The sequence below is a fragment of the Streptomyces sp. NPDC090088 genome (assembly GCF_044747345.1).
Lineage (GTDB): Bacteria > Actinomycetota > Actinomycetes > Streptomycetales > Streptomycetaceae > Streptomyces.
In genome coordinates this window covers 892,956-905,997 of sequence record NZ_JBIVDZ010000004.1, presented here as the reverse complement: position 1 = coordinate 905,997, position 13,042 = coordinate 892,956, and the positions used below count along the sequence as shown (strand labels likewise).

At 74.3% G+C, this 13,042-nt stretch carries 12 protein-coding genes; 9 read left to right on the top strand and 3 right to left on the bottom strand.

The window, feature by feature from the left end; all coding sequences use genetic code 11:
* The first annotated feature begins 14 nt into the window (after nucleotides 1-14).
* From ACIPSJ_RS23935 to ACIPSJ_RS23920, 4 genes are read left to right on the top strand one after another with little or no spacing between them, the layout of a single operon-like run.
* Nucleotides 15-1,043: a 3-oxoacyl-ACP synthase III family protein gene (locus tag ACIPSJ_RS23935; RefSeq protein ID WP_401348626.1), complete on the top strand. Its 1,029-nt coding sequence runs from the start codon at nucleotides 15-17 to the stop codon at nucleotides 1,041-1,043.
* A complete protein-coding gene (locus tag ACIPSJ_RS23930) occupies nucleotides 1,040-1,915 on the top strand; it encodes a 3-hydroxybutyryl-CoA dehydrogenase (RefSeq protein ID WP_401348624.1) in 876 nt (291 codons plus the stop codon). Before ACIPSJ_RS23935 ends, ACIPSJ_RS23930 begins: the two co-directional genes overlap by 4 nt.
* Nucleotides 1,912-2,709, top strand: a complete 798-nt coding sequence (locus ACIPSJ_RS23925; protein ID WP_401348622.1) for a thioesterase II family protein — start codon at nucleotides 1,912-1,914, stop codon at nucleotides 2,707-2,709. The genes ACIPSJ_RS23930 and ACIPSJ_RS23925 overlap by 4 nt, the downstream gene beginning before the upstream one ends.
* Nucleotides 2,706-2,888: a ferredoxin gene (locus ACIPSJ_RS23920; protein ID WP_355725356.1), complete on the top strand. Its 183-nt coding sequence runs from the start codon at nucleotides 2,706-2,708 to the stop codon at nucleotides 2,886-2,888. The genes ACIPSJ_RS23925 and ACIPSJ_RS23920 overlap by 4 nt, the downstream gene beginning before the upstream one ends.
* Before the next feature lie 24 nt (nucleotides 2,889-2,912).
* On the opposite strand, the gene ACIPSJ_RS23915 is transcribed toward ACIPSJ_RS23920, so the two are convergent.
* Nucleotides 2,913-3,737 carry a maleylpyruvate isomerase family mycothiol-dependent enzyme gene (locus ACIPSJ_RS23915; protein WP_401348620.1) on the bottom strand — a complete coding sequence of 275 codons (825 nt, stop codon included), beginning with the start codon at nucleotides 3,735-3,737 and terminating at the stop codon, nucleotides 2,913-2,915.
* A gap of 70 nt (nucleotides 3,738-3,807) precedes the next feature.
* Entirely contained in the window at nucleotides 3,808-4,296 is a 489-nt protein-coding gene (locus tag ACIPSJ_RS23910; RefSeq protein ID WP_359222790.1) for a TetR family transcriptional regulator, read from the bottom strand.
* Between the two features lie 166 nt (nucleotides 4,297-4,462).
* Here ACIPSJ_RS23910 and ACIPSJ_RS23905 point away from each other — a divergent pair, with 166 nt between their 5' ends.
* Genes ACIPSJ_RS23905 through ACIPSJ_RS23895 form a run of 3 tightly spaced genes read left to right on the top strand, consistent with a single transcriptional unit; the run spans nucleotide 4,463 to nucleotide 8,528 of the window.
* Nucleotides 4,463-5,896, top strand: a complete 1,434-nt coding sequence (locus ACIPSJ_RS23905; protein WP_401348618.1) for an aldehyde dehydrogenase — start codon at nucleotides 4,463-4,465, stop codon at nucleotides 5,894-5,896.
* Nucleotides 5,897-5,928: 32 nt separating this feature from the next.
* Nucleotides 5,929-6,981 (top strand): alpha/beta fold hydrolase, encoded by a 1,053-nt coding sequence (locus ACIPSJ_RS23900; protein ID WP_401348616.1) that lies wholly within the window; start codon nucleotides 5,929-5,931, stop codon nucleotides 6,979-6,981.
* 53 nt (nucleotides 6,982-7,034) lie between these two features.
* The gene (locus ACIPSJ_RS23895; protein ID WP_401348614.1) at nucleotides 7,035-8,528 is read left to right on the top strand and encodes a glycoside hydrolase family 3 N-terminal domain-containing protein; all 1,494 of its coding nucleotides are present in this window, start codon (nucleotides 7,035-7,037) and stop codon (nucleotides 8,526-8,528) included.
* On the opposite strand, the gene ACIPSJ_RS23890 is transcribed toward ACIPSJ_RS23895, so the two are convergent.
* Nucleotides 8,482-9,531 (bottom strand): glycosyl hydrolase, encoded by a 1,050-nt coding sequence (locus tag ACIPSJ_RS23890; protein ID WP_401348612.1) that lies wholly within the window; start codon nucleotides 9,529-9,531, stop codon nucleotides 8,482-8,484. The two genes, ACIPSJ_RS23895 and ACIPSJ_RS23890, sit on opposite strands and share 47 nt — an antisense overlap.
* Before the next feature lie 280 nt (nucleotides 9,532-9,811).
* Here ACIPSJ_RS23890 and ACIPSJ_RS23885 point away from each other — a divergent pair, with 280 nt between their 5' ends.
* Together ACIPSJ_RS23885 and ACIPSJ_RS23880 are read left to right on the top strand one after the other, a co-directional pair.
* Nucleotides 9,812-10,834: an N-acetylglucosamine kinase gene (locus ACIPSJ_RS23885; RefSeq protein ID WP_401348609.1), complete on the top strand. Its 1,023-nt coding sequence runs from the start codon at nucleotides 9,812-9,814 to the stop codon at nucleotides 10,832-10,834.
* A gap of 65 nt (nucleotides 10,835-10,899) precedes the next feature.
* Entirely contained in the window at nucleotides 10,900-13,032 is a 2,133-nt protein-coding gene (locus tag ACIPSJ_RS23880; protein ID WP_401348685.1) for a glycoside hydrolase family 3 N-terminal domain-containing protein, read from the top strand.
* The last annotated feature ends 10 nt before the right edge of the window (nucleotides 13,033-13,042 follow it).

Sequence of the window (13,042 nt, the reverse complement as noted above, 5' to 3'; positions counted from 1 at the left end):
GAAGGGAAACGAACATGACAGCGGACCTGTCCGCCGGCGGCATCGGCATCCTCGCGACCGGCTCCTACCTGCCCGAACGGGTGGTCACCAACGCCGATGTGGTGGCGATGGTGCCCGGCACCAGCGAGGAGTGGATCGAACGCAAGACGAAGATCGTCTCGCGCCGGTTCGCCGCCCCCGACGAGGCGGCCTCCGACCTCGCCGTGCGCGCGGCCCGCTCAGCCTTGGACGCGGCCGGGCTCGGCGCCGGCGACATCGACTACCTCATCGTCTCCACCACCACCGGGGACGCCCCCATCCCGGCCACCGCGACCCTGGTGCAGGACGCGCTCGGCGCCCACCGCGCCGGCTGCTTCGACGTCAACATCGCCTGCTCCGGCTTCGTGACCTCGCTCGCCCTGGCCCGCGCCCTGATCAGCCTGCGGCCCGCCGCCCGGGCCCTGGTCATCGGCACCGACGTCTACTCCCGGTTCGTCGACTTCGACGACCGGGCCACCAGCGTGCTGTTCGGCGACGGCGCCGGAGCCGCCGTGGTCGCGGCCGTCGACGACGGCTCCGGCTTCCTGGACCTCGACATGATCGGCGGCGGCGCCGCCCACCGGCTGATCGAGATCCCCGGCGGCGGCAGCCGCCGCCCCGCCTCCGCGGAGACGGTCACCGGCCGCGGCCATGTCCTGCACATGCGCGGCCGGGAGGTCCGCGACTACGTCATGGACAACGTGCCCGGCATCATCGACGCCCTGCTGGAGCGCTGCGACCACAAGGCGGCCGACGTCGACCACTTCGTGCCCCACCAGGCCAACGGCATGATGGTCACCGAACTCGTCGACGCCTGCGGCCTGACCGACGCCGTCACCCACCTGCCGCTCGACCACTCCGGCAACACCGGCAGCGCCTCCGTCGCCATCGCCCTGGACGAGGCCAACCGCTCCGGTGCCCTGCGCCCCGGCGACCTGGTGCTGCTCGCCGGGTTCGGCGCCGGCATGGCGGTCGCCGCGGGCCTGCTGCGCTGGTCGGCGCCGGTCGTGCGGAGCGCGGCGTGAGCGCCCGCCGGATCGGTGTCGTCGGCGGCGGCACCATGGGTGCCGGCATCGCCGTCGAGTGCCTGCGCGCCGGTCTGGACGTGCGGATCCTGGGCTCAGGACCGACCTCCGCCGACCGCGCCCGCACCCGCGTGCTGCGCCTGCTCGACCGGGCGCACGCGAAGGGCCGTATCGACGACGCCCTGCGCGCCGATGCCGAGGAACGGGCGGTGTTCGGTGCCGACCCGGACGCCCTCGCCGACCGGGACTTCGTCATCGAGGCGGTCCCGGAGGAACGGGAGACCAAGCTGCGGCTGTTCACCGCGCTCGGCAAGACCGTCGAGGACCCGGAGGCGGTCCTCGCCTCCACCACCTCGTCCTTCGCCATCGCCGACCTCGCGGCCGCCACCGACCGCCCCGGCGACGTGATCGGCCTGCACTTCTTCAACCCGGTGCCGACCATGCCGCTGGTGGAGGTCATCCGGTCCGCGCACACCGCCGAGCGCACCGCCGCCCGCGCCGAGGACCTGGTCACCGGCGTGCTCGGCAAGGAGATCGTGCGCGCCGAGGACCGCTGCGGCTTCGTCGTCAACGCCCTCCTCATCCCGTACCTGATGGCCGCCGTCCGGATGTACGAGTCCGGCATCGCCACGGCCGAGGACATCGACCGCGGCATGACCCTCGGCTGCGGCCACCCCATGGGCCCGCTCGCGGTCCTGGACCTGATCGGCCTCGACGTCATCGCCGACGTGGCCCGCAGCATGGAGGACGGCACCGGCGACGCCGTGCACGCCGTACCGCCGCTCCTCGACCGGCTGATCGACGAGGGCCGGCTGGGCCGCAAGACCGGCCGGGGCTTCCACCGCTACGACACCGTGCGCGCCGCCTCATGAGCGGCGACCCGCAGGGCACCCTGTGGATCCGCCGCTTCGAGCCCCGCCCGGCGGCCCCGGTACGCCTGGTCTGCCTGCCCCACGCGGGCGGCTCGGCCACGTTCTTCGCCGGCCTGCCCGCACTTCTCGGCGACGGCGTGGACGTGCTCGCCGTCCAGTACCCGGGCCGCCAGGACCGCCGCGGTGAACCCTGCGCGCCGAGCATCGACGTGCTGGCCCGCCAGGTGACCGCCGAACTGCTGCCGTGGACCGACCGACCCCTCGCCGTCTTCGGGCACAGCCTCGGCGCCGTCCTCGGCTTCGAGGTGGCCCGCGGACTGCAGGTGGCAGGCCGGACCCCGGCCGCGCTGTTCGCCTCGGGCCGCCGGGCCCCCTCACGGCACCGGCCCGAGGCCGCCCACCGGCTCGACGACGAGGGCCTGCTGCGGGAGATCCGCGCGCTCAGCGGCACCGACTCGCGGGTCTTCGCCGACGAGGAACTCGTCCGCATGGTGCTCCCGGCGATCCGCGCCGACTACCGCATCGTCGAGAGCCACCGGGCCGCCCCGGACCCGCCCCTGGACTGCCCCATCACCGCCCTCACCGGCATCGACGACCCCAAGGTGACCCCCGAGGAGGCGCAGGCCTGGCGGGAACACACCACGGCCGCCTTCGACCTGGTCACCTTCCCGGGCGGACACTTCTACCTCACCGCGCGCGCGGCCGAGGTGGCCCGCGTGATCAGCACCGCCCTGGCGCCGCCGCCCGCCACTCCCGGGACCCCGCCCCCTCCTGAACTGATAGGCAGACCATGACCGTTGACGTGAACAAGGACGTCTGCATCGGCGCGGGCCAGTGCGCCCTCACCGCACCCGGAGCCTTCTTCCAGGACGACGACGGCTACGGCACCGTCCGCGACCCCGCCGACCCCCTCGTACCGGAAGCCGCCCGTGCCTGCCCGGTCGGCGCCATCAGCGTCGGCGACCTCGGCTGAGGTCAGGGAGTGCCCCGGCGGAAGTCAGGGGGCGACGAACAGGGCGGGGAAGCGCGGCGCGAGCCAGGGCCTGCGCCCGAAGGCGAGCACCTGCCCCCGGGCCATGGCCGGCCAGGGACTGATGCGGCCGAGGGCGATCAGCAGGAAGACGACGGGATCGATGAGGATCGTGCAGTCCGGGCGGTCCTGCGGCTGTGGCGTCACCCGCACGGCACCGCCGGCGACCGAGACCCCGAAGGCGCCGCCGCCACCGCGCAGCCGGATCGTGTACCGGGCGGTCGTCCCGGCGACGGCCGAGCCGTTCGCCACGGCCGGCATCACCGTGCGCATGAACGGCATGCACAGCCCGGCCCGTTCGGCGTCGACCATGTGCGGGCGCCGCACCGCACGGGCCAGGTCGTAGCCGTGGCCCAGCATGTGGGTGAGCAGGTAGGAGGCGAGTTCCGGCCGCTCCAGCACACCGAGCGGGGTGACCGGCGCCGGACCGTCGGCCGGCCCGGCCAGCGCGTCGACGCACCGCCTGGCCTGCTCGGTGATCATCGCCGCCAGCGGCTCGGCCCGGCGTTCGCCGAACACGGCCAGCGACTCCGCGTTGGCCGCCGCCAGACTCTGCGGTGTGCCGTCCCCGTACGGGCGCTCCCGGCCCTCCGCCAGATCGGCCATCAGCTCGTTGGCCAGCGCCAGATGGGCCGCCGCCTCGCCGACCGTCCACGCCGAACCCGGCACCGCGGCACCCATGTCGGACGCGCCCCGCAGCAACGCGGCGATCTCGTCGGCGGTCCGCTCTATCGCCCGTCCGAGCCCTTCGGGCAGCGTCCCTCGAACGCCCTGTTCAGCGGCCTGATCCACGTCGGTCGCCCCCGTTCTGTCGCGCCGTACCCAATCAGACGCACGGGCGCCCGGCAACCCCCCTCGGCGGTCACCGCGGGCCGAGCCCGCGCAGGAAGCTGTCGACGACCACATCGGCGGCCCTCGCGGCGCTGAGCCCGGGCAGCTGCTGCGACGCCAGGTGCATGAGCTGCGGCAGCAGTGAACTCGCCCAGGCGAGGGGGAGATCCGCGCGCAGCAGCCCCTCGTCGGTGGCGCGCCGCAGGAAGTCCTCGACCTCGCCGATCAGGGCGTCCCGCCGCTCCCGGATCGCGTCGTCGGATCGCAGCCGGGTCAGCTCCACCGGCCAGGTGCGGTTGACCTCGATGATCTCCTCGACGTACCGGTGCAGCGCCACCGCCACGGGAGCCTCACGCAGCCTGGCGCGGTCCACGGCCCGCTGGACCGCGTCGTACCGCGCCTCGTAGATCGCCGCGAGCAGCTCCTCGCGGGACGCGAACCGCCGGTAGACGGTGCGCCGGTCGACACCCGCCTCGGCGGCGATCGCGGCGATGCTCGCGCCCGGGTCGACGGCGAGCATGCGGGCCCCGGTCGTCAGGACCGCTTCCAGATTGCGTGCTGCGTCTGCTCTCACGCGGTGAGCATAGCCCGCGGTGTGAAACCTGACTCACTTACCGCATCACCAGAGAGGCTCTCTCTCAATTAACTGCTACATTGATGTGACAGTTAAGGAATGGAGAGAGCACATGATCACCTACGACCGTCTCTTCGTCGCGGGCTCCTGGGTGGAGCCCAGCAGCCCCGAGCTGCTCGACATCCGGTCGCCGCACGACCAGGAGGTCATCGGCCGCGCCGCCCAGGCCCGGCCCGCCGACGTCGACCGTGCCGTGGCCGCCGCCCGGGCCGCCTTCGACGAGGGCACCTGGCCGCACACGGCACCGGCCGAGCGCATCGCGGTCATACGACGGCTGAACGCCCTGCGCGAGGCCCGCGCCGACGAGATCGCCGGGCTGATCTCGGCCGAGAACGGCTCGGCCGCCTGGTTCACCAGGGCCGGACAGCCGGGGCTCACCCGGCAGGCCGACGCCTACCTCAGGGCGGCGGAGGGGTTCGGCTGGGAGGAGGCCCTGGAGTCCGCCGCCGCGCCCCGCGCCGTCGTCCGGCGCGAGCCCGTCGGTGTCGTGGCCGCCGTCATCCCCTGGAACTCCCCGTTCTCGGCGGCCATGGCGAAGATCATCCCCGCGCTGCTGGCCGGGAACACCGTCGTCCTGAAGGTGTCCCCGGAGAACTCGCTGAGCATGGGAGTCCTCGCCGAACTGCTGGAGCGGACCGGTCTGCCGGAAGGCGTGATCAGCGTGCTCCCCGCCGACCGGGAGACCAGCGAGTACCTCGTCTCGCACCGCGACATCGACAAGATCGCCTTCACCGGCTCGACCCGGGCCGGCCGCCGGATCGCCGCCATCGCCGGCGAGCAGCTGAAGCGCGTCAGCCTGGAACTGGGCGGCAAGTCGGCCGCGGTCATCCTGCCGGACGCCGACGTGGACACGGCGGTACGCGGACTGCGGTTCGCCTCCCTGCTCAACAACGGCGAGTCGTGCATCGCGCAGACCCGGGTCCTCGCGCCCCGCGCCCGGTACGAGGAGGTCGTCGCCGCCTTCAAGGACCTGGTGGAGTCGCTCCAGGTCGGCGACCCGGCCGACCCCGGTACCTTCATCGGCCCGATGGTGCGCCCGGACCAGCAGCAGCGCGTGCGTGAGTACATCGAACTCGGCATCATGGAGGGGGCCCGGCTCGTCACCGGCGGCCCCGGGATCCCGCCAGGACTGGAGGGCGGGAACTACGTCACCCCGACCGTGTTCGCCGACGTCGACAACTCCATGCGGATCGCCCAGGAGGAGATCTTCGGCCCGGTCCTGGTGGTCATCGGGTACGACGACGAGGACGACGCCGTACGGATCGCGAACGACTCGGAGTACGGCCTCTCGGCCGGCGTCTGGTCCGCCGACGAGGACCACGCCCTGGAAGTCGCCCGCCGCCTGCGCACCGGCACGGTCACCGTCAACGGCGCGGCCATCTCCTTCGACGGCCCCTTCGGCGGCTACAAGGCCAGCGGGATCGGCCGCGAGTACGGGGCCGCCGGGCTCGCCCAGTACGTCGAGCTCAAGACCGTGACCGTGTGAGCGGGCGTGGACCCGGACCAAGGAGGCTTCACGTGATCGACAGGCGCACCTTCAATACGGCGATGGGGACCGGCGCGGCGGCGGTCTCGATGGGGGCATCGCAGGGGGCTCCGTCCGCCGCGGCCGCTCCCCGTGACCCGTCCCCGACACCGGCGGGCGCCGGTTCCTTCGCACGGGTGCGGCAGATCCGCGCCGGACTGCTCGACGTCGGCTACGCGGAGGCGGGCCCGGCCCACGGCCCCGTGGTCGTCTGTCTGCACGGCTGGCCGTACGACATCCACAGTTACGTCGGCGTCGCCCCGCTGCTGGCCGACCAGGGCTACCGGGTGATCGTCCCCTACCTGCGCGGTCACGGCACGACACGCTTCCTGTCCGAGCGGACCTTCCGCAACGCCCAGCAGTCGGCCGTCGCCCTGGACATCGTGGCCCTGATGGACGCCCTCAAGATCGAGCGGGCCGTGCTGGCCGGGTTCGACTGGGGCTCGCGCACCGCCGACATCATCGCCGCGCTCTGGCCGGAGCGGTGCCGGGCACTGGTGTCGGTGAGCGGCTACCTCGTCACCGACGTCAAGGCCAACCTGGAGCCTGCGCCGGCGAAGGTCGAGTACACCTGGTGGTACCAGTACTACTTCGCCACCGAGCGCGGCCGGAAGGCCATGGAGGACCGGGACCTGCGCCGCGACCTGACCCGGCTCGTCTGGCAACAGGTCTCCCCGACCTGGGACTTCGACGACGCGACCTTCGACCGCACGGCGGCCGCCTTCGACAACCCCGACTACGCGGCCATCGTCATCCACAACTACCGCTGGCGGCTCGGCATCGCGGACGGCCAGCGCCGCTACGACGGCCTGGAGAAGCAGCTCGCCGCCCGGCCGCCCATCGCCGTCCCCACCGTCACCCTCGACCCGGAGCGCGACCCGTTCACGGCGCCGGGCGACGGCAGCACCTACCGGGACCGGTTCACCGGCCCGTACGAGCACCGCACCCTGGCGGGCGTCGGCCACAACGTCCCCCAGGAGGCACCCGAGGCCTTCGCGCGGGCGGTGACGGACGCGGCGCGCCTGACGACCGCGTCACCGTCCTGACCGGACCCCCATGCGTGAATGAATGATCCCGAAAGCGGTTGACTTTCGGTTGGATGAGCCACAGGATTCCCGGGGTGACCCTCCCCGCGCACGGCCCCGGCGACCTGCCCGAGACCCTGGACGAGGCCGCGCATCGCTGCCTGGTCGCCGGATTCGACGGTACGACGACCATCCCCGACACCCTGAAACGGCTCATCGACCGCGGCCTGGGCGGTGTCATCCTCTTCACCCGCAACATCCGCGACGCCGACCAGGTCCGTGAACTCACCGGGACGCTGCGGGAGTTGCGGCCCGACCTGCTGGTGGCCATCGACAACGAGGGCGGCGGCATCGGCCACCTGGTCGGCGCGGGCGCGCCGGAGGTGCCCGGCTCCTGGGCCCTCGGCGTCACCGACGACCCCGCGCTGACGGCCGCCTGCGCCGACTCCCTCGCCGGGCACCTGGCCACGCTCGGCATCACCGTCTCCTACGCCCCGGTCGCCGACGTCCAGCACCGCCCCGAGAACCCGATCGTCCGCACCCGTTCCTTCGGCGCCGATCCCGACCTGGTCGCGCGCCACCTGCGCGCCTGGATCGCCGCCACCGAGGCCCGCGGTGTCGCCTCCTGCGCCAAGCACTTCCCCGGCCACGGCGGCACCGTCACCGACAGCCACCACGAGACGGCGGCCGACCCCAGGCCGTACGACCGGCTCGACCTCGCCCCCTTCCGGGCCGCGATCGCCGCCGGAGTGCCGATGCTGATGAGCGCCCATGTCGTCTTCCCGGCCCTGGACCCCGACCGCCCCGCCACCCTCAGCCCCCGCATCCTCGGCGACCTGCTGCGCGGCGAACTCGGCTTCGACGGCGTGCTGGTGAGCGACGCGCTGGAGATGAAGGCCATCGCCGACCGGTACGGCGAGGCCGCCGGCGCCCGGATCGCCCTCGCGGCCGGAGCCGACCAGGTCATCATCGCCGTACCGCACCTGGAGACCACCCTCGCCTGCCGGGACGCCGTCCTCGACGCGCTGCGCTCGGGGGAACTGGCGCCGGAGCGGATCGAGGAGGCCGCGACTCGGGTACGACGGCTCACCCGGCGGTACGCCACGCCGCCGGCGCACGTGGCTCCGTGGGACGCGGGGGCGGGAGCGGAGGCGGCGCGACGGGCCGTACGGAGCGGGGGCGTGGCGCTCCCGCCCGTGCCGGGCGCCTACGCCGTCGACCTGTTCCCACCGCCGCATCCCGCCCTCAACTGGGGCGGCGAGGACCTGCTCACCGAGGTGCGGGCCCTGGATCCGACGGCCACGGGGACGGCCCTCACTGGCGAGCCGGACCCGGCCGCCGTGCGGGAGCTGCTGCGGGCGGCGGCCGGACGGCCGCTCGTGGTCGCCGTCTGCGACGCCGGACTGCATCCCTGGCAGGAGCGGGTACGTGCGGCGCTGCTGGCCGCCCGGCCGGACGCGGTGCGGGTCTCGACCGGGCTGCCGGAGGGCGAGGGGCTGTGTTCCTTCGGGCGGGGGCGGGTCAACCTCCGTGCGCTGGCGGAGGTGTTGGCCGGATCAGCTCCCTGATGCCCCGGGCCGCGAGGTGATGCCCGTCGGCCGCCCGCTCCGCCAGGACGACGGCCGGCCGGACTCCCTCCGCGCGCACCCTCATCCACGCCTCGAAGAACGCCCCGCCCGGACCCGAGACCGAGCGCGTGGCCGGGGTGCAGTCCAGGACCAGTGCGGTCCGCCGGGCTGTCACGGCACGCTTCTCGCGCAGCTCCGCCACCGTGTCCGCGAGCGCGTGCGCGATCGGTTTGGGGCGGCCCGCCGAGTCGAACAGGCCCAAGGTGTACTCAAGTTCGGGGAAGTCCAGCAGGGCCCGGTCCACGTCGTGGGAGCACCACCAGGTGACGCCCCACAGGCCGGTGCAGTCCGCCGCGTTGAGCAGCGTCGCGCGGGCGAAGTCCGGGGCGTCGGCGGCCGGGATGTGCGGCTCGGGCGCGCCCGTCTCCTGGACCCAGACCGGGCGGGCGGGGTCGGTGGCGTAGGCCTTGGCGAGTTCGGTGCCGTACTCGGCGAGATGCCGTACCTCGGGGGAGCGCGGGCCGTAGCGGCGGGCGCAGTCGGCGGAGAACACCCAGGGATGGACGGTGGTCAGGTCGCCCTTGCGGGCCGAGGCCTCCGGGGTGAACGGGTGGTCGTCGCCGTACCAGGCCGCGTCGTAGGCGGAGTGGCTGACCAGTCCGGCGCCCGTGCCCAGCCCCTCCCGGGCCGCCGCCAGCAGGGTGTCCAGGTAGTGGTCCACCTCGGCCACTGTCACCGGGTTGTGCTCGACGAGGTTGTTGAGCTCGTTGCCGAGCTGCAGGCCGATCAGGTTGGGGCGGCCGGTCAGGGCGCGGCCCAGGGTGCGCAGCAGGGTGGCCTGGGCCTCGATGGCGGCGGGGTCGGTGAAGACGTTGCGGTGGTGCCAGCTGCGCGTCCATTCCGGGTAGAAGTCGAAGCTCGACAGATGGCCCTGGATGCCGTCCACGAGGACGTCCAGGCCGGACTCGGCGGCCAGGTCGACGAGTTGGACGAGCCGGTCCACCGCGGCGGGGCGGATGAGTGCGCGGTTGGGCTGCAGCAGCGGCCAGAGCGGGAAGACCCGGATGTGGTCCAGGCCCAGTCCGGCGATCTGGGCCAGATCCTCGCGGGCGTGCTCCGGATCGACGTCGTGCCATGCGTGGAACCAGCCACGGCGTGGGGTGTAGTTGACGCCGAAGCGGAGTTCAGGGGCGGGCGGGGGCGTGCTGATGGCGTCCTCCTCGGGGCCTCGGATGCTCTTCGGACCTTGTCTGCGGCGAATGTATCAACCACCATGGGTGACAATGAATAGTGATTTGAACCAGAGATCGGGGTGGGTCGTCGGGATCGACGCCGGCGGCACCCGTACCCGGGCGGTCCTCGCGGACGCGCGGGACGGGCGGCCGCTCGGGGAAGGCGCGGCCGGACCGGGCAACGCGCTGACCGTTCCCGGGCCGCGGCTCGCCGATCAGCTGGCGCGGGCGGTCGCCTCGGCCGTGCCGGAGGCGGAGCGCGGGCGCGTGGTCGCGGTGGTCGGAGGATTCGCCGGGGCCGCCCGGGCGCCCGAGGAGGAGCCGGGCCGGGTCCGGGCGCGGACCGCCCTCACCGCCGCGCTGGCCCGGCTGGGGATCGCCACCGGAGCCGTCGAGGTCTACAGCGACATCGAGGCGGCCTTCGCCGGGGCGCAGGGACAACCCGCCGACGGACTCGCCCTGGTGGCCGGGACCGGCGCGGTCGCCGCCCGGATCGAGGGCCGGGTGCTGGTCGCGACCTCCGGCGGGGACGGCTGGCTGCTCGGGGACGACGGCAGCGGGTTCTGGATCGGACGCGAGGCGGCGCGGTCCGCCCTGCGGGCGGCGGACGGCCGGGGCGAACCGACGGTCCTCACCGGTACGGTCGGCCGGGCCCTGGGGCTTCCGGCGAGCGTGCTGCCCCCGGCCGGCGAGGAGGCCTGGCCGTCTGCGGGTCGGGCCGCCTACCGGGCGCGGCTGCTGCCCGCCGTGCTGGACCGGCCGCCGGTGCGGCTGGCCGACCTCGCACCCCTGGTACCGGAGGCGGCGGCGGAGAAGGACGTGGTCGCCGAGGCGATCCTCCGGGCGGCGGCCGCCCATCTCGCCGGGACCGTGGCCGCGTTGCGACCGCGCCGGGGCGAGCCACTGGTCGTCACGGGCGGCCTGGTCGCTCCGGCGGGCCCCCTGCTGAGCCCGCTCGCCGAACGGTTCGCCGGCCTCGGCCTGCGGATCACCCCCGTCCCGGACGGCTGCGCGGGGGCCGTGGCCCTGGCACGGCTCACCGCGACCGCCCACCGACCCGCGGAGGACCCGTGACCACGCCCGTCTACCGCACCCCCACCGCCCCCCTCGACGCCCGCGTCACCGACCTCCTCTCCCGGATGACCCTCCGCGAGAAGGCGGGCCAGCTCAACCAGCGCATGTACGGCTGGGACGCCTACCGCCGCACCCCCGACGGCCGGTTCGCCCTCACCGACGCGCTGCGCGCCGAGACCGAGCGCTTCGCCGGACTCGGCGCCCTCTACGGCCTGCTGCGCGCCGACGCCTGGTCCGGCGTGGAGCACGGCACCGGCCCCGGCGCCGACGACAGCGCCGAACTCGCCGACCTGGTCCAGCGCCATGTCCTCGACAGCAGCCGGCTGGGCATCCCCGCCCTGTTCGTCGAGGAGGTCCCGCACGGGCACATGGCGCTCGACGGCACGGTCCTCCCGGTCAACCTCGCCGTCGGCGCCGGCTGGGACCCCGGCCTGCACGAGCGCGCCGCCGCCCACGCCGCCGCCGAACTCCGCGCCCGGGGCGGCCATGTCGCCCTGGTCCCGGCCCTGGACATCGCCGGCGACCCCCGCTGGGGCCGTACCGAGGAGTGCTTCGGCGAGGACCCCCACCTCGCCGCCCGCCTCACGGAAGCGCTGGTACGCGGCATGCAGGGAGCACCTGCCGAGTACTTCGCCGCCGACCGGGCCCCCGTCGTCCTCAAGCACTTCGCCGGTCAGGGCGCCACCGTCGGCGGCCGCAACTCCGCCGAGTCCGCACTCGGACTCCGCGAACTCCACGAGATCCACCTCCCGGCGGCCCGGGCGGGCATCCGCGCCGGAGCGGCCGCCGTCATGGCCGCCTACAACGAGGTCGACGGCCTGCCGTGCGCGGGCAACCGGGCCCTGCTCACCGGGATCCTGCGCGAGAGCTGGGGGTTCGACGGGCTGGTGATGGCCGACGGCCTCGCCGTGGACCGGCTGGCCCGGATCACCGGCGACAAGATCTCCGCGGGCGCCCTCGCCCTCCGCTCCGGGGTGGACCTGAGCCTCTGGGACGAGGGGTTCACGCATCTGGAAGAGGCCGTGGAGCGCGGCCTCGTCGAGGAGTCGGTCCTGGACGCGGCCGTGGCCCGGGTGCTGCGGCTCAAGTTCCGCCTAGGTCTCTTCGAGCAGCCGTACACCCGCCGTACACCGCTGCCCGGCGGCGGACGCGAGCTGAGCACCGCACTCGCCCGCCGCTGCGTCACCCTCCTCCACGACCGCGCCGGACTCCTGCCGATCGGACCCGCCGTCCGCCGGATCGCCGTCCTCGGCACCCACGCCTCCACCACCGCCCACCAGCTCGGCGACTACACCGCCCCGCAGCGCCCCGGCACCGGGGCCACGGTCCTGGACGCCCTGCGCGCGCTCGCCCCGCCCGGTGTCCTGATCCACCAGGGGGAGACGGCGGCCGACCTCGCCGTGCTGGTGCTGGGCGGCAGCAGCGCCCGTAGCGCCGACGCGGAGTTCGACGCCAACGGGGCGGCCCGGACGGCCGTCGCCGAGATGACCTGCGGCGAGGGCGTCGACCTCGCCGGACTGCGGCTTCCGGCCGACCAGCGGGCCCTGTTCGACGCGGTCACCGCCACCGGCACCCCCACCGTCGTCGTCCTCGTCCAGGGCCGCCCGCACGCCGTCCCCGAACTCGCCGAACGCGCGGGAGCCCTGCTCACCGCCTGGTACCCGGGCCCGTGGGGCGGCGAGGCGATCGCCGAGGTCCTCCTCGGACACACCGAACCCACCGGCCGGCTCCCCGTCTCGGTGCCGCGCTCCGCCGCCCAGCTCCCCGTCCACTACAACCACAAGGACACCGAGTACGGCGGCTACGCCGACGAGAGCGCCGAGCCGCAGTTCGCCTTCGGCCACGGGCTGTCCTACACGAGCTTCGCCTACGGCCCGCCGCGGCTCTCCGGGCACACCGTGGAGGTCGACATCACCAACACGGGCGGACGACCCGGCCGAACCGTCGCCCAGCTCTACATCCGGCGGCTGCGCACCCCCGTGTGGCCACGCACCCTCGAACTGCGCGCCTTCCAGGGCGTCGACCTGGCACCGGGCGAGCGCCGCGCGGTCACCTTCCACCTCGACGCCGCAGAACTCGCCCAGGTCGGCCCCGACCTGACGACGGCCGTGCTGCCCGGGACGCTGGAGATCCGCGTCGCGGACTCGTCCCGGGCCGCGCTGGCGGCCGTACCCGCACTGCTCCGGGTCGAGGGGTGAGCGGGTGGTC

Coding starts and splice junctions, on each gene's coding strand:
- ACIPSJ_RS23885 (WP_401348609.1), top strand. CDS start 9,812: ATGAATAGTGATTTGAACCAGAGATCGGGGTGGGTCGTCGGGATCGAC.
- ACIPSJ_RS23925 (WP_401348622.1), top strand. CDS start 1,912: ATGAGCGGCGACCCGCAGGGCACCCTGTGGATCCGCCGCTTCGAGCCC.
- ACIPSJ_RS23895 (WP_401348614.1), top strand. CDS start 7,035: ATGAGCCACAGGATTCCCGGGGTGACCCTCCCCGCGCACGGCCCCGGC.
- ACIPSJ_RS23910 (WP_359222790.1), bottom strand. CDS start 4,296: ATGCTCGCCGTCGACCCGGGCGCGAGCATCGCCGCGATCGCCGCCGAG.
- ACIPSJ_RS23905 (WP_401348618.1), top strand. CDS start 4,463: ATGATCACCTACGACCGTCTCTTCGTCGCGGGCTCCTGGGTGGAGCCC.
- ACIPSJ_RS23935 (WP_401348626.1), top strand. CDS start 15: ATGACAGCGGACCTGTCCGCCGGCGGCATCGGCATCCTCGCGACCGGC.
- ACIPSJ_RS23880 (WP_401348685.1), top strand. CDS start 10,900: ATGACCCTCCGCGAGAAGGCGGGCCAGCTCAACCAGCGCATGTACGGC.
- ACIPSJ_RS23920 (WP_355725356.1), top strand. CDS start 2,706: ATGACCGTTGACGTGAACAAGGACGTCTGCATCGGCGCGGGCCAGTGC.